The organism is Streptomyces violascens (genome assembly GCF_014649955.1).
Classification (GTDB): Bacteria; Actinomycetota; Actinomycetes; order Streptomycetales; family Streptomycetaceae; genus Streptomyces; species Streptomyces violascens.
Genome location: NZ_BMUA01000031.1, coordinates 44,104 through 62,634 on the forward strand (window position 1 = coordinate 44,104; position 18,531 = coordinate 62,634).

Here is an 18,531-nt window from a genome sequence, read left to right on the forward strand (position 1 = left end):
TCAGCCGCTCAGACGTACGCCCCGGGAGGCCTGGGGCGTACGTCTTCAAGCCACTCAGCCGGAAAGGCGCACCGGCATGATCAGGTACTTGTACGCGTCGTCCGCCTCGGCGTCCAGGGCGGGCTTTCCACTGAGCAGCGCCGGCTTGGTCGAGGTGGTGAACGCGAGCTGGGCGACCGGCGAGTCGATGGCGCTCAGGCCGTCGAGCAGGAAGGTCGGGTTGAAGGCGATCGAGATGTCGTCGCCCTCCAGGTTGGCGTCGACCCTTTCCACAGCCTGTGCGTCGTCGCTCGAACCGGCCTCCAGGATGAGGACGCCCTGCTCGAAGCTCAGCCGCACCGGGGTGTTGCGCTCGGCCACCAGGGACACGCGCTTGACGGCCTCGACGAACGGGGCGGTCTCGATCACCGCGACCGAGTTGAACTCGGTGGGGAAAAGAGTGCGGTACTTCGGCAGGTCGCCCTCGAGAAGGCGTGTGGTCGTGCGACGGCCGGCGCCCTCGAAGCCGATCAGGCCCTCACCGGCACCGGAGCCCGACAGCGCCAGGGTGACCGTGTCGCCGCTCGTGAGCGCCTTGGCGGTGTCCAGGAGCGTCTTGGCGGGCACCAGGGCGACCGCGGAGGCCTCCGGGTTCTCCGGCTTCCACAGGAACTCGCGGACCGCGAAGCGGTAGCGGTCGGTGGAGGCCAGCGTGACCGTGTCGCCCTCGATCTCGATGCGCACGCCGGTCAGGACGGGCAGCGTGTCGTCGCGGCCGGCCGCGATGGCGACCTGGGCGGCTGCGGAGGCGAAGACCTCACCGGGAACGGTGCCCGTGGCGGTCGGCATCTGCGGCAGCGCCGGGTACTCCTCCACAGGAAGGGTGTGGAGTGTGAATCGCGAGGAGCCGCAGACCACGGTCGCCCGTACACCGTCTGTGGAAATCTCCACCGGGCGGTTGGGCAGGGCGCGGCAGATGTCGGCAAGAAGGCGGCCGGAGACGAGCACCGTGCCGTCCTCGTCGACCTCGGCATCCACCGAGACCCGCGCCGAGACCTCGTAGTCGAAGCTGGAGAAGCTGAGCGCGCCGTCCTCCGCCTTCAGAAGAAGGCCCGCGAGTACGGGCGCGGGCGGACGGGCCGGGAGGCTGCGGGCCACCCAGGCCACCGCCTCCGCGAGTACATCGCGCTCCACCCGGATCTTCACCGGAACCGCCTCCTGCTGTTGCTGGCTCGCCCTGCTGGCTTTCGTCGTCGGCTGTATCGCCGGGGACCAGTCTGACGTACGCCGCTGACAGTCGGTGCGAGTCGGGGTCAAGTCGCGTCGAGCGGCGCCCGGAGCTCCGGCGGCCAGTTGTGCACAGGCCCCACTTCGAAACGGATTCCGAGCTAACTCTATGTGGGAGTAGTAGTAGGGCCTGTGGAAACCGTGGATAACCCCGTTTACGCAGGTCACACCCACTTTTTTGTCCACCGGGCCTGTGGGTGGAGCCGGTGGACAACTCATGGTTTCTGTGGATGCCCGAAAGTTCTGCACATCCAATGCACAGGACAGGGGTACTTCTCCCCAACGCTGTCCCCAGCTTTACCCAGGTTCCCCACAGGCCAACCCGTCCCCTTCGTGTGACGGCTTTCACTCGGTCCGGTGATCACGGGTGTTTCGTTGCCGAACAGTGGACAGGGGTGTGGAGAAGTTGGGGACAACGGATCAAGACCTGTGGGCCGCCGGTGGACAACTGAACCCACAGGCTGTGGACAGAAGATTCGTCCACAAGCTGTGGAGCAGGGATGCCCACAAATCCACAGGCTGTTGACCTGGGGTGATGGAGTATCAGCCGCCGTGCCTGTGGAAGCAATCTGGACAACTTCGCAGTCCCCAGGGTGTGGACGGAGGAAAGTCCCCAGATCTGTGGAGAACCGCCTCCGACCAGCCGGTATTCGAACGCCGGGGGCTCCGCCGGACTCGTACACACGCTTCCTTCGGCGTCGTACGCACGTATTCAGGGGCCTCACGGAGGCGTTTCGGGGGCCTCCCCGGCGCCCGGACGGGCCGGACCGGGGGGCCGATCGGGCGCCGGGAACGACGAAGGGCGCCCGGAGAATGGATCCCTGGGCGCCCTTGCGGGTGTCCGTGCCGGCTTCGTCAGCCGTTCTTGATGCGGTTGGTGAGCTCGGTGACCTGGTTGTAGATGGAGCGGCGCTCGGCCATCAGCGCGCGGATCTTGCGGTCGGCGTGCATCACCGTCGTGTGGTCGCGGCCGCCGAACTGGGCCCCGATCTTGGGCAGGGAGAGGTCGGTGAGCTCGCGGCACAGGTACATGGCGATCTGGCGGGCCGTCACCAGGACGCGGCTGCGTGAGGATCCGCAGAGGTCCTCCACCGTCAGACCGAAGTAGTCGGCGGTCGCCGCCATGATGGCGCTCGCGGTGATCTCGGGCGCCGAGTCCTCGCCGCCGGGGATCAGGTCCTTGAGCACGATCTCGGTGAGCCCCAGGTCCACCGGCTGCCTGTTCAGCGAGGCGAACGCCGTCACCCGGATCAGCGCGCCCTCCAGCTCACGGATGTTCCGCGAGATGCGGGACGCGATGAACTCGAGCACCTCCGGCGGGGCGTTGAGCTGCTCCTGCACCGCCTTCTTACGGAGGATCGCGATACGCGTCTCCAGCTCGGGCGGCTGCACATCGGTGGTGAGGCCCCACTCGAAACGGTTCCGCAGCCGGTCCTCCAGGGTCATCAGCTGCTTGGGCGGCCGGTCCGAGGACAGCACGATCTGCTTGTTGGCGTTGTGCAGCGTGTTGAAGGTGTGGAAGAACTCCTCCTGCGTCGACTCCTTGCTCGCCAGGAACTGGATGTCGTCGACCAGCAGGATGTCGACATCGCGGTAGCGCTTGCGGAAGGTGTCGCCCTTTCCGTCGCGGATCGAGTTGATGAACTCGTTGGTGAACTCCTCGGAGCTCACGTACCGCACCCGGGTGCCGGGGTACAGGCTGCGGGCGTAGTGCCCGATGGCGTGCAGCAGATGGGTCTTGCCCAGGCCTGACTCCCCGTAGATGAAGAGGGGGTTGTACGCCTTCGCCGGCGCCTCGGCGACCGCCACGGCCGCGGCGTGCGCGAACCGGTTCGACGAGCCGATGACGAAGGTGTCGAAGAGGTACTTCGGGTTCAGCCGCGCGTGCGGCTCGCCCGGGCCGCCCTGCGCGGGCGCCCCGCCGGACGGGGACGGCGCGAGGTGACCGGAGCCGCCGCGCTGCGGGGGCTGCGCGTCCGGCAGCTCACGCCGCTCGGACCGCTGCTCGTGGCGCTGCTGCTCGAACGGCTGCGTCTTGGGCTGGTCGTAGGAAGGGCGGCCCTGCTCGTACTGGCCGCGGTCCTGGTCGTACTGACCGCGCTCGGGCAGCTGCTGCGAGCGGTAGTCGTGCTGGGGCTGCTGCGGGCGGGCGCCGCCGTAGGGCTCGCGCCACTGCTCGCCCGAGGAGTCGCGGTCCTGGAAGCCGCCGAGGCGGGGCTGCTGCCAGAGGTCCTCCTGGGCGCGCGGCCAGGAGCCCGGCTCGGAGCGCTGCTGGTACTCGCCGGGGTAGGCGGGGCGCGCGGTGGGCAGGCCGTCGTCGGCGGGCCGGGCGTAGGGGTCGTCCTGGTAGCGCGGCTGCTGCTGTTGCTGGGAAGGCTGCTGGGGGGCGGGCGGCGTGGGCTCGCCCACCGAGTCGTCGACGGTGATCGCGATCCGGATGGTGCGGCCGCACTCACGGCTCAGCGTTTCACTGATCAGCGGGGCGAGCCGGCCCTCCAGGACGCGCTTGCCCCACTCGTTGGGCACGGCGAGCAGCGCGGTGTCCGCCACCAGCGCGAGCGGCTGGCAGCGCTCGATCCACTGCTTGTCCTTGGGCTCGATGCCCTGCTGCCCCTCCCCGAGGAGATGCTCCAGCACTCGTGGCCACACTGCGGCAAGATCGGCAGGTACGTCAGCCACAGGGCACGCTCTCTCGCAGGTCCCACGAATGTGTGGTTCTCGGGACGGGATGGGTTGGCACAGACAGACAGGCAAGGACAGATCGGGAAAAGATTCGGAGTTCAGCCACGGTAGTCGGGCCCACTGACGTGGTTCAAGTTGTTGTCCACAGCCTGTGCATACCGGGGCCCGGCAGGACGCCGGTTTGACCGGATGGCGTAGCCGCGCGTACCGTAACCAGGTCGAGTTGTCGATGGCTGCTGCCGCCTGCCTCCGATGGGCAAAGATCACGATCTGTGATCGTGAAGCGGTGCACACGGGCGTATACGCGAGCTACTCGTGGGCGCACGGTGACAGCCAGGCGATGTCCCGCCGCCAACGAATCATTTCTGGAGCCCCCGAGTGAGCAAGCGCACCTTCCAGCCGAACAACCGTCGCCGCGCCAAGACCCACGGCTTCCGCCTGCGGATGCGTACCCGTGCCGGCCGCGCGATTCTCGCGAACCGCCGTGGCAAGGGTCGCGCCAGCCTGTCCGCGTAATCAGCTAACAGGTCATGACGTGCTGCCTACCGAGAATCGGCTGAGGCGGCGCGAGGACTTCGCGACCGCGGTACGCCGAGGACGCCGGGCCGGCCGCCCGCTCCTCGTCGTCCATCTACGCAGCGGTACAACGGACCCGCACGCGCCTGGGGAGAGCGCTCCCCCGACGCGTGCGGGTTTCGTTGTCAGCAAGGCCGTCGGCGTGGCTGTCGTCCGCAATCTGGTGAAGCGCAGGCTTCGCCATCTCATGCGCGAACGGCTGCCCCAGTTGCCCGCCGGTAGCCTGGTGGTCGTACGGGCATTGCCCGGTGCGGGTGATGCAGACCATGCACAGCTGGCCCGAGACCTGGACGCCGCCCTCGCGCGGCTGCTGGGAGGGGGCGCGCGATGAAGTACCCGCTGCTGGCCCTGATCAAGCTGTACCAGTGGACGATCAGCCCACTTCTGGGGCCCGTCTGCAGGTACTACCCGTCGTGTTCCCACTATGGATATACGGCGATCGACCGGCACGGTGCCGTCAAAGGCACGGCCCTGACCGCCTGGCGCATTCTGCGGTGCAATCCGTGGTCGCCGGGCGGTGTGGACTACGTACCGGAGCGCAAGCGCCCTCGATGGCACGAGGCGCTGCGCGCTGCCTGGCGCGGCGACAAGGGCGGGCAGTCCGCCGCTGAGACCGAGACAAGCCCGGCCGCAGAGACCCCGCCCAATGCTCAAGGAGCCTGATTAGTGGACACGATTGCCAGTCTGTTCAGCTTCATCACCTGGCCTGTTTCCTGGGTCATCGTCCAGTTCCACAAGTTGTACGGCGCGATCTTCGGGCCGGACACGGGTTGGGCCTGGGGCCTGTCGATCGTGTCCCTTGTGGTGCTGATCCGTATCTGCCTGATCCCGCTCTTCGTGAAGCAGATCAAGTCGACCCGGAACATGCAGGCGCTCCAGCCGAAGATGAAGGCGATCCAGGAGCGGTACAAGAGCGACAAGCAGCGTCAGTCCGAAGAGATGATGAAGCTGTACAAGGAGACGGGCACCAACCCGCTCTCCTCGTGCCTTCCGATCCTCGCTCAGTCGCCGTTCTTCTTCGCGCTGTACCACGTGCTCGCCGGCATCGCCAACGGCAAGACCATCGGCGTCATCAACCAGCCGCTGCTCGAGAGCGCCCAGAAGGCCCACATCGTCGGTGCCCCGCTGGCCGCGAAGTTCATGGACAGCGCCTCGAAGGTCGAGGGCCTCGGCGCGACGCTGACCGACGTCCGGGTCGTCACCGCGATCATGATCGTGCTGATGTCGGCCTCGCAGTTCTTCACCCAGCGCCAGCTGATGACGAAGAACGTCGACCTCACGGTCAAGACGCCGTTCATGCAGCAGCAGAAGATGCTGATGTACGTCTTCCCCGTCATGTTCGCCGTGATGGGCATCAACTTCCCCGTCGGTGTCCTCGTCTACTGGCTGACCACCAACGTGTGGACCATGGGCCAGCAGATGTACGTCATCAACCAGAATCCGACGCCGGGTTCCAAGGCTCAGGCGCACTACCTGGACCGCCTGGTCAAGAGCGTTTCCGCGCACGGCGAGGTCCGCGGCAAGCGGCGCCGTGCCGTCGTCCAGGCCATCGTGGCCAAGGGCCCGGACCGCAACGACAACGAGCGCAAGTTCGTCACCACGCTCTCCAAGCAGGGCTTCGCGGCCCAGGCGGACGGCTCCGTGGTGAAGAGCGACACGGCGGCCGCAGAGGCCGAGGGCGCGGCGGCTCCCAAGCGTCAGCAGCCCAAGCGGCAGACCAAGGCGCAGCGGCAGTCGGGCGGGGCTCAGCAGGACGACGCGGCCGCGAAGACCTCGCTGTCGAAGGACTCCTCCGAGACCTCGGACGCCGTCGAGGAGAAGGCCGAGCCGCAGGACGCCAAGCCCAAGCAGGATGCCAAGCCGAAGCAGGGCAAGCCCACCGCCGGCCAGGCACGAGCCAAGTCGGGTCAGCGCAAGGGTCAGCAGCGGCCCAAGCACCCGTCCAAGAAGTAAGAAGGAGTCCATCCGTGACGGAAGGCACCACCTCCCCGGCCGCTGAGGGCGTCGACACCCTCTCCCGCCTGGAGCAGGAAGGGGAGATCGCCGCCGATTACCTCGAGGGCCTGCTCGACATCGCCGACCTCGACGGCGACATCGACATGGACGTCGAGGCGGACCGGGCCGCGGTCTCGATCATCAGTGACAGCAACAGCCGTGACCTGCAGAAGCTCGTAGGCCGGGACGGCGAGGTGCTGGAGGCGCTCCAGGAACTCACGCGCCTCGCGGTGCACCGTGAGACCGGTGACCGCAGCCGGCTGATGCTGGACATCGGCGGCTACCGGGCCAAGAAGCGTACGGAGCTCGCCGCGCTGGGTGCCAAGGCGGCGGACGAGGTGAAGAGCACCGGCGCGCCGGTGAAGCTGGACCCGATGACGCCGTTCGAGCGCAAGGTCGTGCACGACGCCGTCGCGGCGGCGGGACTGCGCAGCGAGTCGGAGGGCGAGGAGCCGCAGCGCTTCGTCGTCGTGCTGCCCGCCTGAGCGGTCATTGCTTTCTCGGCCCCGTCTGTTCGCAGGCGGGGCCGATCTTTGTCAGCCTGATAGTCAGCCACCACAGTGCGGTAACGCGAGGTAGGGAAGGACGGTCCCCGTGACGGAGGCAGAGGCAGCAGCGGAGCTTCCCCCGGCGCCCGAAGAGGCGCGGGCGGTTTTCGGTGAGTTCTTCCCGGAGGCCGTGCGGTATGCGGAGCTGCTCGCGGATGCGGGGGTCAAGCGAGGTCTCATCGGGCCGCGTGAGGTGCCGCGTCTGTGGGAGCGGCATCTGCTCAACTGCGCGGTGCTCTCCGAGGTCGTCCCGGAGGGCGTCACGGTCTGCGACGTCGGCTCGGGCGCGGGGCTGCCCGGTATCCCGCTGGCGCTGGTGCGCCCGGACCTGAAGATCACGCTGCTGGAGCCGCTGCTGCGGCGCACCAACTTCCTCCAGGAAGCCGTGGAGCTTCTGGGCCTCGACCATGTCACCGTGGTGCGCGGCCGCGCCGAGGAGATGCTGGGCAAGGTCGCACCGGTTCACGTGGTGACCGCCCGTGCGGTGGCACCGCTGGACCGGCTGGCCGGCTGGGGTGTGCCGCTGCTGCGTCCGTACGGCGAGATGCTCGCGCTCAAGGGCGACACGGCCGAGGAGGAGATCGTGGGTGCGCGCGCCGCACTGAGCAAGCTCGGTGTGGTGGAGACCACGGTGCTTCACGTGGGCGAGGGGATTGTGGACCCGCTGTCCACGGTCGTACGGGTCGAGGTCGGCGAGAGCCCCGGCGGTGTGCGGTTCGCCGCGAAGCGTGCCAAGGCCGCCAGGACCAGCCGCACCCGGCGTCGTCGCTGAGCTTTCGCCTCCGGTCAGGGGCGTTCAGTGGACGAATGCTCCATAGAAGGCGGCATACGTACGCATTTCGGAGTGTCGTAACGGTCTCCAGGTAGCGCGGATGCATCGTGTTTCACGTGAAACGTCGCTCACTGCTGCACGGAATCATCAGCCGCGGCCGTGCGGCTTCCTCGCCGCGCGACCGTAGGCCGTTCGCAGGGGGCCCCGAGTCCCCCGCGGGGGCTACGGAGTTGTCCACAGAGGTGGATTCATCCACAGAAGACCGGGCCTCGCTGGTTCACGACCCCGAAGACATGGGAGGCTCTGTTCATTGCGAGCCTGAAGTCGAGGAGAGTGAATCCTTGCGGTCCGACGCCAACATCGCGGGACCGATGACCGATCCGGTCCCCGGTCCCCGAACCGAATCGGTGGGGGAGGATGTTTCACGTGAAACACCGCCCCCGATGGACGACACCCCCATCGGTCGCGCTGCCCAGCTGGCGGTGGAAGCTCTCGGCCGTGCCGGCGAGGGTCTGCCCCGGCCGGAGCAGACCCGAATCATGGTCGTTGCCAACCAGAAGGGCGGCGTAGGAAAGACCACCACCACGGTCAACCTCGCCGCTTCCCTTGCGCTGCACGGCGCACGGGTCCTGGTCGTCGACCTCGATCCGCAGGGCAACGCCTCGACGGCGCTGGGTATCGACCACCACGCCGAAGTCCCTTCGATCTATGACGTCCTGGTCGAGAGCAGGCCGCTTGCCGAAGTGGTCCAGCCCGTCCCGGACGTCGAGGGTCTCTTCTGCGCACCGGCCACGATCGATCTCGCCGGTGCGGAGATCGAGCTCGTTTCCCTGGTGGCGCGGGAGAGCCGACTGCAGCGCGCCATCCAGGCGTACGAGCAGCCGCTGGACTACATCCTCATCGACTGCCCGCCCTCGCTGGGCCTGCTGACGGTCAACGCGCTGGTCGCGGGGGCCGAGGTCCTGATCCCGATCCAGTGCGAGTACTACGCACTGGAGGGCCTGGGCCAGCTCCTGAGGAACGTCGATCTCGTACGAGGCCACCTCAACCCGGCGCTGCATGTGTCGACGATCCTGCTCACCATGTACGACGGCAGGACCCGGCTCGCCTCGCAGGTGGCCGACGAGGTGCGCAGCCACTTCGGCAAGGAGGTGCTGCGGACCAGCATTCCGCGCTCGGTCCGCATCTCCGAGGCGCCGAGCTACGGGCAGACGGTGCTCACCTATGACCCGGGCTCCAGCGGATCGCTCTCGTATCTCGAAGCTGCCCGCGAGATCGCCCTGCGCGGTGTCGGAGTGCAGTACGACCCCACGCACTCGCATGTGGTCAACCAGAACAACCAGCACAGCATGTCGGAGGGGATCCAGTGAGCGAGCGACGCAGAGGATTGGGGCGTGGGCTCGGTGCGCTGATCCCGTCCGCCACGCAGGAGAAGCCGGGCTCCTCGGTGGGGACGGCTTCCACGTCCCCGTCGGCGGTGCCGGTTCTGACGGCGGAGCGAGGGGTGGCGGCCGCCAAGGTGGCGACGCTGCCGCCGGCCCCTGTTTCACGTGAAACAGCTCCGGAGCCCGAGCCGGAGGCCGTGCCGGAGCCGGTTACCCCGGCCGGTGCGTTCTTCGCCGAGCTGCCGATCGACTCGATCACGCCCAACCCGCGCCAGCCGCGCGAGGTGTTCGACGAGGATGCGCTGTCCGAACTGGTCACCTCCATCAAGGAAGTTGGCCTTCTCCAGCCCGTCGTCGTCCGGCAGACCGGCCCCGAGCGCTATGAGCTCATCATGGGCGAGCGGCGCTGGAGGTCCTGCCGTGAGGCCGGCCTTGAGCGGATCCCCGCGATCGTCCGGGAGACGGATGACGAGAAGCTTCTGCTCGACGCCCTCCTGGAGAACCTCCACCGGGCCCAGCTGAACCCACTGGAAGAGGCCGCCGCCTACGACCAGCTGCTCAGGGACTTCAAGTGCACCCATGACCAGCTGGCGGACCGCATCGGCCGCTCGCGGCCGCAGGTCTCCAACACGCTGCGTCTGCTGCGTCTTTCGGCCCCCGTGCAGCGCAGGGTCGCCGCCGGTGTCATCTCGGCGGGCCACGCCAGGGCGCTGCTCTCGGTGGAGGACACAGGAGAGCAGGACCGGCTCGCCCACCGCATCGTGGCCGAGGGGCTCTCGGTGCGGGCGGTCGAGGAGATCGTCAGCCTGATGTCCTCGGAGCCCCAGGCCGCTCCCAAGGCCAAGGGGCCGAGGGCGGGGACGAGGCTCTCTCCGGCACTCTCCGACCTGGCGACCCGGCTCTCGGACCGCTTCGAGACGAGGGTGAAGGTCGACCTGGGCCAGAAGAAGGGAAAGATCGTCGTCGAGTTCGCCTCGATGGACGATCTGGAGAGGATTCTCGGCACCCTCGCCCCGGGCGAGGGACGGGTCCTGGAGAAGGGCCTGGCCGAGGACGCTTCGGAGGACGACGACAGCTGAGTCCGTTCGGCGCCGCTTGAGGGCGGGCCGTGTGCCGGTTCATACCGGAACACGGCCCGCCCTTTGCATGCGGACGGTATCCCCGCCGTGATGCGGTGGATACGATGCGTTCTGGTATGGCACATCCACCTTGATCCATCCTCTAAGGAGGGCAGGGGCCATGCGAACGGTGAGCCGCACTCGACTGGTGACGGCCGGGCTCGGTCTCGGGGCGGTCGGCGGATTCGTCGGCAGTCTGCTCCGGGAACGGAGCGCGCTGTCGGCCGCGCAGAGTGCGGCAGGCGAGGGAAGTGAGGAACAGCCTCCATGGGGCGTCGGCTCGTACCGCTCACGCTGGACAACCTTCCGGACCTCCCCAAGCGCTGCCGAGGCTGCGTCTTCTGGGAACTCGATCCGGTCAGCGGAGAAGCCGCGGTAAAGGCGGGCAGACCCGAACTGGAGAAAGAGGCCTGGATCTCAGGAGTGCTCCTGGAATGGGGCTCCTGCGGCCGGGTCGTCTACGTCGACGACATCCCGGTCGGCTATGTGCTCTACGCGCCCCCGGCCTACGTGCCCCGATCCACCGCGTTTCCCACGAGCCCGGTGTCCGCCGACGCCGTACAGCTGATAACGGGGTGGATCATGCCGGGCTATCAGGGGCAGGGGCTGGGGAGAGTGCTGGTGCAGACGGTCGCCAAGGATCTGCTGCGCCGCAATTTCAAGGCCATCGAGGCGTTCGGAGACGCGCGTTGGCGGGAGCCCGCTTGTGTGCTGCCGGCCGATCATCTGCTGGCGGTCGGCTTCAAGACCGTACGGCACCACCCGAGATATCCGCGGATGCGACTCGAACTGCGAACGACGCTGTCCTGGAAGGAGGACGTCGAGCTGGCCCTGGACCGGCTGCTCGGCGCGGTCCAGAAGGAGCCGGCCCTCAGGCCGCTGTAGAAGGTGTTCCCATGCGAAACGGGCCCGCCCCCATGAGGGAGCGGGCCCGTTTCACGTGAAACAGCGAGCGCGTCGAGACTTACTTCTCGGCGATGAAGACGTCGAGGTCACGCAGCAGCGCGGCCTTCGGCTTGGCACCGACGATCGTCTTGGCGACCTCGCCGCCCTGGTAGACGTTGAGCGTCGGAATCGACATCACGCCGTACTTGGCGGCGGTCGTCGGGTTCTCGTCGATGTTGAGCTTGACGATCTCGATCTGGTCGCCGTGCTCGGCGGCAATGGCCTCCAGCGACGGGGCGATCTGGCGGCAGGGGCCGCACCACTCGGCCCAGAAGTCCACGAGGACGGGCTTGTCGCTCTTGAGGACGACCTCGTCGAAGTCGGCGTCGGTCACGTGCTTCAGGGTGCCGGCCACGGCAGTCTCCTAAGGGGGTTGGGGGGAGGGGGGAGCTGGAACGGGCGGATCAGACGCCGGCTGCGGCCTTCTCGCTGTCGGCCAGGGCGGCGAGGAAGCGCTCGGCGTCGAGGGCGGCGGAGCAGCCGGTGCCGGCGGCCGTGATGGCCTGCCGGTAGGTGTGGTCGACGACGTCGCCGGCGCCGAAGACACCCGTCAGGTTGGTGCGGGTCGACGGGGCGTCGACCTTCAGGTAGCCCTCGTCGTCCAGGTCGAGCTGGCCCTTGAAGAGCTCGGTGCGCGGGTCGTGGCCCACGGCGATGAAGAGACCCGTCACCGGCAGCTCGGAGGTGGCGCCGGTCTTGGTGTTGCGCAGCGTCAGACCGGAGAGCTTCTGGTCGCCGTGGATCTCGGCGACCTCGCTGTCCCACGCGAACTTGATCTTCTCGTCGGCGAAGGCACGCTCCTGCATCGCCTTGGAGGCGCGCAGGCTGTCGCGGCGGTGGATGATCGTGACCGACTTGGCGAAGCGCGAGAGGAAGGTCGCCTCCTCCATCGCGGTGTCGCCGCCGCCGACCACGGCGATGTCCTGGTCCTTGAAGAAGAAGCCGTCGCACGTGGCGCACCACGAGACACCGCGGCCGGACAGCTTGTCCTCGTTGGCCAGTCCCAGCTTGCGGTGCTGCGAGCCGGTGGTGACGATGACGGCCTTGGCGCGGTGGACCGTGCCGGCGGTGTCCGTGACGGTCTTGATCCCACCGGTCAGGTCGACGGCGACGACATCGTCCGGGACCAGCTCGGCGCCGAAGCGCTCGGCCTGGCCGCGCATGTTGTCCATGAGCTCCGGGCCCATGATGCCGTCTTGGAAGCCCGGGAAGTTCTCCACCTCGGTGGTGTTCATCAGGGCACCGCCGGCGGTGACGGCGCCCTCGAACACCAGCGGCTTCAGCGACGCACGTGCGGTGTACAGCGCGGCTGTGTATCCGGCCGGGCCCGAGCCAATGATGATCACGTTACGGACGTCGCTCACGGGTTTCTTCCTCGTCTCTGCGGACTGCCTACTGCCTGTCGGGGCCCCGGTCCAGGACTCTCACCCCACCCAACGGATCCTACGGGGGATGCATTCCCGAGCCGGACGGGCAGCGCGGAGACGCGGCCTTCGCGAGGTCTCAGCGGCGCGGGTAGGAATGCGTCAGCAACAGTTTCCCCTGGGCCGAGGGGCCGGCGCTCTCGCAGGCCGCGTCGACGATGTACGCCGCCACGTTGGCGGGATTCGCCTGATCGGGCAGCACGACGAGATACACCTTGGCTCCCTCATACGTGCCCTGCTCGGCTGCCAGGGGCGCCTGAGAGGTCTGCCCGGTCGCTGCCTGGACACAGGCGGGGACGCTGACGGCGGAGCGCACGCTGTCCGAAGAGTTCTCGTCGCTGGGCGCGTTCTTCGTTGACGGTGCGATCTTCGCCGAGGGCGCGTTCTGGGCGGTCTGGCCGTGCTGAGCTGCAACGAGCGACTGGACCCGCCCTTCGAGCATGCCCGAGGAGTAGACGGTGCCGCCGGGCACGGGCGTGCCGGACGTGGTGTGGTCGGCGCGGGAGGGCGACGTCGGCGACTGGCTGTTCTGCACGAAGAAGATCCCCGCGCCGATGGCCGCGGCCCCGAGCACCGCGCTCAGCACGACCGCACGGCGTCGTCGTGCCTTGGCGGCGCGACCGGGGCCGGTGGCCGCGCGGCCGTGCCCGGCGGGCCGGCCGGCCGATGCGAGGCCGGCGCCGGCGGAGACCGGGGTGGCCTGGCGTGCCGGTTCGGTCGCGGCAGTCGCTGTTTCACGTGAAACATGCGTGGTTTCACGGGCGGGTTCGTCGGGGGCCGTGGCGTTCAGCAGTGCTTCCGCGGCGAGCGCCGCGTCGATGCGTCCGGCTACGTCGGCGGGCATGCGCTGCGGCCCGGGCAGCGTGCCGAGCAGGTCACGGATCTCTTCGAGGGAGGCCCGTACATCGGCGCAGAGAGCGCAGTCCTCCAAGTGCCGACGGACGTCCGCGGTACGCGACGGAGACAGAAGGCCCTCGGTGAGTTCGGAGATCTCCGAGACGTCCGGGTGTTGTGTCGTTCCGGTCGTGGATGTCACGTGCGCCCACCTCCGCCCTTCACGGCAGCCGAACCGCTCGGTCCTGCATCGTTTGTGCCCGACGCCGGTGGGACGGATGTCCCCGGCGTCCGGTTCCTTCCCCCACCGGACTCACCGCTACCCCCCGCGTCAGCACGCAGATGAGTGAGCAGCGGCAACAGCCGTGCCCGCCCCCGAGCACACCGGCTTTTCACCGTCCCGGTGGGGACATCGAGCATGCGGGCCGCCTCCGCCACGGGGTACCCCTGCATGTCGACGAGTACGAGTGCGGCGCGCTGGTCCGGCGGGAGGGTGCCCAGGGCTTCCATGAGCTGCCGGTGCAGATCCTGCCGTTCGGCGGGAGCCTCGGCCGACTCGTGCGGCTCGAGGAGCTGGTCCAGACGTTCGGTGTCGTCGACCGGGGACGTCTTGCGGGAGGCCGCCTTGCGGGCCCGGTCGAGGCAGGCGTTCACCGTGATGCGGTGCAGCCACGTGGTGACGGCCGACTGACCGCGGAAGGTGTGGGCAGCCCGGTAGGCGGAGACGAGGGCGTCCTGGACGGCGTCAGCGGCTTCCTCACGGTCTCCCAGCGTGCGCAGCGCCACCGCCCACAGCCGGTCGCGGTGCCGCCGCACGATCTCACCGAAGGCGTCGGGGTCGCCGGCGACATGGCGAGCCAGGAGGTCCTGGTCGCTCATGTCGCCCAGTGTGGCCTCGTCCAACGGTGAGCCTCCCCCCTGCCGTTCGGTCAGCCGGCGAACTTCACGTCAGTGATGGCCTGCTTGTAGCCCTCGCCGCTGTAATTGTCCTGGGACGAGTAGGGCATGGCCGTCATCCAGAGCAGTACGTACCGCGACTTGACCGGGGTGCTCGCCTTGAGGTCTGCCTTGGTTTCACTGGTCTTGACCGTGGCGATCTGTTTCATCGACTTGACCGGTGTCGACGGGGAAAGCGAGTCCGTCGCGTACAGCGTGATGGTGGTGTGATCGCCGCCGTAGCGCAACAGTATCGACGCCGTCGAAATATCCTTGGCCGAGCCGAGGTCGTAGACGATGCCGACGCCGGCCTTCACCGACGGCACCAGGTCGGGGCCGTCGTTGAATTTCTTGGTGCGCCAGTAGCTTGTCGTACTGCTGTCGTACGTGTTCTTCACGTCGGCCGCGTTCTGCGGCGACCCGTCAGGTGCGTACTCCTCGGCGTCCTGGATCTTGATCGGGAGGGGAGCCTTCGGCTTGTCTCCGTCGCCGTGGTCCGTGGTCTGGGTGTTGCCCGTCTCGTTGGAGCCGCTCTTGTCGCGGTGCAGCAGCGCGTCGGCCAGCTGCCAGCTGCCGAGGCCCAGCGCGGCGATCAGGAGCGCCGAGACGGCCCACTTGAGAGCTTTGCCGGTGCGTCCCTGGAGCGCCGGGGGCGGGGGCGTCACGGTCTGGGTGACGGAGGGGCCTGGGCCGGCGGCCGGGCGGCCGTACGTCCCCTGTTGGTAGGTGGTGCGCTGGTACTCGGGTGGCGCGGTGAACGCGGGCTCCGGCGGGCGGATGCGCGGCATCTCCCCGACGGCCTTGACCAGCTCGTCCGGGGTGGTGCAGGGCGGCTCCTGGCGGGACGCGGTGGCTCCGTCGTTGACCAGGGCCCGCATCGCGAGCTCCGAGAGGCCCCGGTGCACGCCCGCCCGTACCTGGTCGGGGGCGATCAGGCCGACACCCTTGGGCAGCCCGTGCAGACCGTAGGCATCGCTCTCGTAGGGCCACCGCTGGGTGAGGACGGCGTACAGGAGGGCGCCGATGGCCTCGGTGTCGCTTCGTTGCGGGGTGTCGGAGCTGATGCCGCGCAGCGCGGCGGCGACGGCGAGGCCGCGGATGCGGTACTGCCCCGTCGAGGTCCGCAGGACCGCGCTCGGGGTGAGCCTGAGGTGGGCGAGGCCCTCGCGGTGGGCGGCCGCCATGGCCTGGGAGACCTGCGTGACCATCTGGTAGGCGTCGTGCGCCTCCAGCGGGCCGAGCGCGAGCAGGGCGGTCAGCTCGGTGGCGTCGGGCAGCCACTCGTGCACCACGTAGACGAGGTCGTTCTCCTCCACGGCGTCCAGGACCTGCACGAAGCGGGGGTCGCCGAGCAGCGCGGAAGAGCGGGCGGCGGCCAGCACGGAGCGCGCTCGCGGGTGGTCGGCGGGCAGCAGGTGGACGCCGACAGCCCGGCGGAGTTTCTCGTCGACGGCACGCCAGCTGCTGAAACCGTCCAGACGGGTGACGCACTCCTCGAGACGGTAGCGTCTGGCCAGCTTGTGGCCGCTGTGCAGTTCGGGCGTCGCGATCGTCGGCTCGGTGGCCTTGCGCTCGCCGCCGGTGCCGTTAGGGCTCTGCTCTGCCGTGTCGATGGACTCCGTCACCCCGTCGGTCGTCGCCTTGTCCGCCTTGGCGGTCAGCGGGTTGTCGCCGCTGTTGTCGGCCACGTCGACGGCAGCCGTGCTACGTTCCGCCACCGTCGCTCCTGCCTCCCCATCCGTTGCGTGCTGTAGGCCAGCCATGCAAAGTCATGCCAATTGTGCCCACAGTCCGGCACTATGCACGACACGCGGTGACCGACGATGGTTGTGCGCGGGCTCCGGCCTCAGCGGCCGAGCCGCCCGCGCACCATACCGACCATGGCGTTGAGCTCTTCGATGCGCATCCGCTTGGCCGCGAGGAAGAAGACGCCCAGCAGCACGGCACCGCCGACGACCAGCGCCACGACCGATCCTCCCGCGCCCTCGCCCAGGAACCTGAGGAGGCCGAAGCCGACCGCGCCACCGACCAGCGCGGCCGGCACCGCGGCGAGGCAGAGGCGGGCGTACGTACGCAGGACGTGCGCACCGTCCAGATCGCCGCCCAGCCGGTTGCGCAGCCGCCGCCAGGCCACCCCGACGCCCACGGCGTAGGCAAGCCCGTATGCGGCGGCCATGCCCACGACCGCCCATCGGGCGGGAAGCACTACGTAGCAGGCGGCCGAGGCGGCCGCGTTGACGGCGGCCACGATGACCGTGTTGTAGAAGGGCGTGCGGGTGTCCTCGTACGCGTAGAAGCCGCGCAGGACGACGTACTGCACCGAGTACGGGATCAGGCCGAGCGCGAACGCCATCAGGATGAAGCCCATGGACTGGGCGGCCTCGACACCGCTGGACGCGTACAGCAGGGTGCACATGGGGACGCCGAGCGCGAGGAAGGCGAAGGCGACCGGCACGATCGCGACCGCCGAGTTCCGCAGGCCCTGCGAGATGTCGTCGCGGACCGCGCCCGGGTCGTTGTCGTGCGCGGCACGCGAGATGCGCGGCAGCAGTGCGGCCATGACCGAGACGGTGATGATGGCCTGCGGCATGCCCCAGATCAGCTGGGCGTTGGAGTAGGCAAGGAAGCCGGCGCCGGAGCGCCCCGACTCCTTGCCCGCGGCCGTGGCGAACCGGGTGACCACGATGACGCCGGCCTGGTTGGCGAGCACGAACATCACCGTCCACTTGGCGAGCTTGACCGTCTTGCCGAGCCCGTGGCCCTTCCAGTCGAAGCGCGGCCGGAAGCGGAAGCCGGTCTCGCGGAGGTAGGGAAGCATCGCCAGGGCCTGCACGACCAGGCCGAGCAGGGTGCCGATGCCGAGCAGCCGGACACCGTCCTGCGGGATGGTCTGGACGCCCATGTGGGACTCGGCGGAAGTGCCGTACACCCAGATGAACAGGCCGAACGTGCAGATCATCACGATGTTGTTGAGGACCGGGGTCCACATCATCGCGCCGAATTTGCCGCGGGCGTTGAGGATCTGGCCCATCACCACGTGCACGCCCATGAAGAAGATCGTGGGCAGGCAGTAGCGGGCGAACGTGACGGCGACGCTGTTGGCGGCCGCGTCGTTGCCGATGGTCGGCGACATCAGCTGGATCAGCAGCGGCGCCCCGACGACGGCGAGCGCGACGATGGTGCCGAGCGCCACCATGACGAGGGTGAGGAGACGGTTGGCGTAGGCCTCGCCGCCGTCCTCGTCGTCCTTCATGGAGCGCACCAGCTGGGGCACGAACACCGAGTTCAGACCGCCGCCGACGGTGAGGATGTAGATCATCGTCGGCAGGGTGAGCGCGATGGTGAACGTGTCACCGAGCAGGGCCGCACCCAGCGCCGCGGTGATCACCAGGCTGCGTACGAAGCCCGTGAGGCGGGACACCAGGGTGCCCGCGGCCATCACGGCGCTGGACTTCATCAGGCTGGAGGCGCGTCCGGCCGGCTTCGGGGGCGGCTCGGGGGCCTGTTCCGGCGCCGAGGGAGCCGGGGGCTGGCCCGCCTGCTGCTGGTCCCGGTAGAGGTGGGCGAACGCGTCCTGCTCGGGCAGTTCCTCACCCGCCTGGGTGACCAGGTCGTCGACGCCCACGAACTGCGTGGTCCTCGCGTCGTCGCCGTAGGGCAGATGGCGCGAGGGACCCTCGGGCTCGGGCGGCGGGGTCTGCGCCCAGATCCGCGGGTCGGGCGCGTACTGCTGGGCGGCCGGCTGCTGGTAGAGCGACGGCTGCTCGGCGTAGGTGCCCGGGGGCGGCGGTGGGTGCGCGGCGCGGTCGTAGAGCGCCTCGGCCACCGGGTCCTGGGCGGAGAGGTCCTGCGACCGGTAGGGGTCATAGGCGTAGGCGTCCTGGACATACGGGTCGGGCGCGGACTGCGGCGGCGGGACCTGGCCCGGCTGGGCGGGTGCCGGGGGCATGCCCCCGGAGGGCGCGGCACCGCTGCCAGCGCCCTGCCCACGGTCACCGTCGTACGGCGCGTTCATGGTTACCCCACCTCATCGTCCCCGGCCGACCGGCC

17 protein-coding genes are annotated in these 18,531 nt (G+C 68.9%); 9 read left to right on the plus strand and 8 right to left on the minus strand.

What is annotated here, in order from left to right; all coding sequences use genetic code 11:
• Positions 1-54 precede the first annotated feature (54 nt).
• Together dnaN and dnaA are read right to left on the minus strand one after the other, a co-directional pair.
• A complete protein-coding gene (gene dnaN / locus IE206_RS36080; protein WP_053724723.1) occupies positions 55-1,185 on the minus strand; it encodes a DNA polymerase III subunit beta in 1,131 nt (376 codons plus the stop codon).
• Positions 1,186-2,121: 936 nt separating this feature from the next.
• Positions 2,122-3,945, minus strand: a complete 1,824-nt coding sequence (gene dnaA / locus IE206_RS36085) for a chromosomal replication initiator protein DnaA (protein ID WP_189969870.1) — start codon at positions 3,943-3,945, stop codon at positions 2,122-2,124.
• 381 nt (positions 3,946-4,326) lie between these two features.
• Between dnaA and rpmH the strand changes: the two genes are divergently transcribed.
• The 9 genes from rpmH to IE206_RS36130 all read left to right on the plus strand — a co-directional run bounded on the left by rpmH (position 4,327) and on the right by IE206_RS36130 (position 11,227).
• Positions 4,327-4,464: a 50S ribosomal protein L34 gene (gene rpmH, locus IE206_RS36090; protein WP_006381191.1), complete on the plus strand. Its 138-nt coding sequence runs from the start codon at positions 4,327-4,329 to the stop codon at positions 4,462-4,464.
• A 19-nt stretch (positions 4,465-4,483) separates the two neighbouring features.
• The gene (rnpA, locus tag IE206_RS36095; protein WP_078966183.1) at positions 4,484-4,855 is read left to right on the plus strand and encodes a ribonuclease P protein component; all 372 of its coding nucleotides are present in this window, start codon (positions 4,484-4,486) and stop codon (positions 4,853-4,855) included.
• Positions 4,852-5,187: a membrane protein insertion efficiency factor YidD gene (gene yidD, locus IE206_RS36100; protein ID WP_078966182.1), complete on the plus strand. Its 336-nt coding sequence runs from the start codon at positions 4,852-4,854 to the stop codon at positions 5,185-5,187. The genes rnpA and yidD overlap by 4 nt, the downstream gene beginning before the upstream one ends.
• 3 nt (positions 5,188-5,190) lie before the next feature.
• Complete coding sequence (gene yidC / locus IE206_RS36105; RefSeq protein ID WP_189969872.1) at positions 5,191-6,477, plus strand: membrane protein insertase YidC; 1,287 nt, start codon at positions 5,191-5,193, stop codon at positions 6,475-6,477.
• 14 nt (positions 6,478-6,491) lie between these two features.
• Positions 6,492-7,004, plus strand: a complete 513-nt coding sequence (locus tag IE206_RS36110) for a Jag family protein (protein WP_189969874.1) — start codon at positions 6,492-6,494, stop codon at positions 7,002-7,004.
• A 109-nt stretch (positions 7,005-7,113) separates the two neighbouring features.
• Entirely contained in the window at positions 7,114-7,839 is a 726-nt protein-coding gene (rsmG, locus tag IE206_RS36115; protein WP_189969876.1) for a 16S rRNA (guanine(527)-N(7))-methyltransferase RsmG, read from the plus strand.
• A gap of 293 nt (positions 7,840-8,132) precedes the next feature.
• Positions 8,133-9,209, plus strand: a complete 1,077-nt coding sequence (locus tag IE206_RS36120) for an AAA family ATPase (protein WP_189969878.1) — start codon at positions 8,133-8,135, stop codon at positions 9,207-9,209.
• Positions 9,206-10,303, plus strand: coding sequence for a ParB/RepB/Spo0J family partition protein (locus IE206_RS36125; RefSeq protein WP_189969880.1), 1,098 nt, complete (start codon positions 9,206-9,208; stop codon positions 10,301-10,303). Before IE206_RS36120 ends, IE206_RS36125 begins: the two co-directional genes overlap by 4 nt.
• A 306-nt stretch (positions 10,304-10,609) precedes the next feature.
• On the plus strand, positions 10,610-11,227 hold the full coding sequence (locus IE206_RS36130) for a GNAT family N-acetyltransferase (protein WP_189969882.1): 618 nt from the start codon (positions 10,610-10,612) through the stop codon (positions 11,225-11,227).
• A gap of 79 nt (positions 11,228-11,306) precedes the next feature.
• Here the strand turns inward: IE206_RS36130 and trxA are convergent, their stop codons facing one another.
• The 6 genes from trxA to murJ all read right to left on the minus strand — a co-directional run bounded on the left by trxA (position 11,307) and on the right by murJ (position 18,496).
• A complete protein-coding gene (trxA, locus tag IE206_RS36135; RefSeq protein ID WP_053724716.1) occupies positions 11,307-11,642 on the minus strand; it encodes a thioredoxin in 336 nt (111 codons plus the stop codon).
• Positions 11,643-11,691: 49 nt separating this feature from the next.
• Positions 11,692-12,651: a thioredoxin-disulfide reductase gene (gene trxB / locus IE206_RS36140; RefSeq protein ID WP_189969884.1), complete on the minus strand. Its 960-nt coding sequence runs from the start codon at positions 12,649-12,651 to the stop codon at positions 11,692-11,694.
• 139 nt (positions 12,652-12,790) lie between these two features.
• Entirely contained in the window at positions 12,791-13,747 is a 957-nt protein-coding gene (locus IE206_RS36145; protein WP_189969886.1) for an anti-sigma factor family protein, read from the minus strand.
• On the minus strand, positions 13,744-14,448 hold the full coding sequence (gene sigM / locus IE206_RS36150; RefSeq protein ID WP_189969888.1) for an RNA polymerase sigma factor SigM: 705 nt from the start codon (positions 14,446-14,448) through the stop codon (positions 13,744-13,746). Before sigM ends, IE206_RS36145 begins: the two co-directional genes overlap by 4 nt.
• A 26-nt stretch (positions 14,449-14,474) precedes the next feature.
• On the minus strand, positions 14,475-16,199 hold the full coding sequence (locus IE206_RS36155; RefSeq protein WP_189969890.1) for a protein kinase family protein: 1,725 nt from the start codon (positions 16,197-16,199) through the stop codon (positions 14,475-14,477).
• 128 nt (positions 16,200-16,327) lie between these two features.
• Positions 16,328-18,496 carry a murein biosynthesis integral membrane protein MurJ gene (gene murJ / locus IE206_RS36160; RefSeq protein WP_189969891.1) on the minus strand — a complete coding sequence of 723 codons (2,169 nt, stop codon included), beginning with the start codon at positions 18,494-18,496 and terminating at the stop codon, positions 16,328-16,330.
• Positions 18,497-18,531 lie beyond the last annotated feature (35 nt).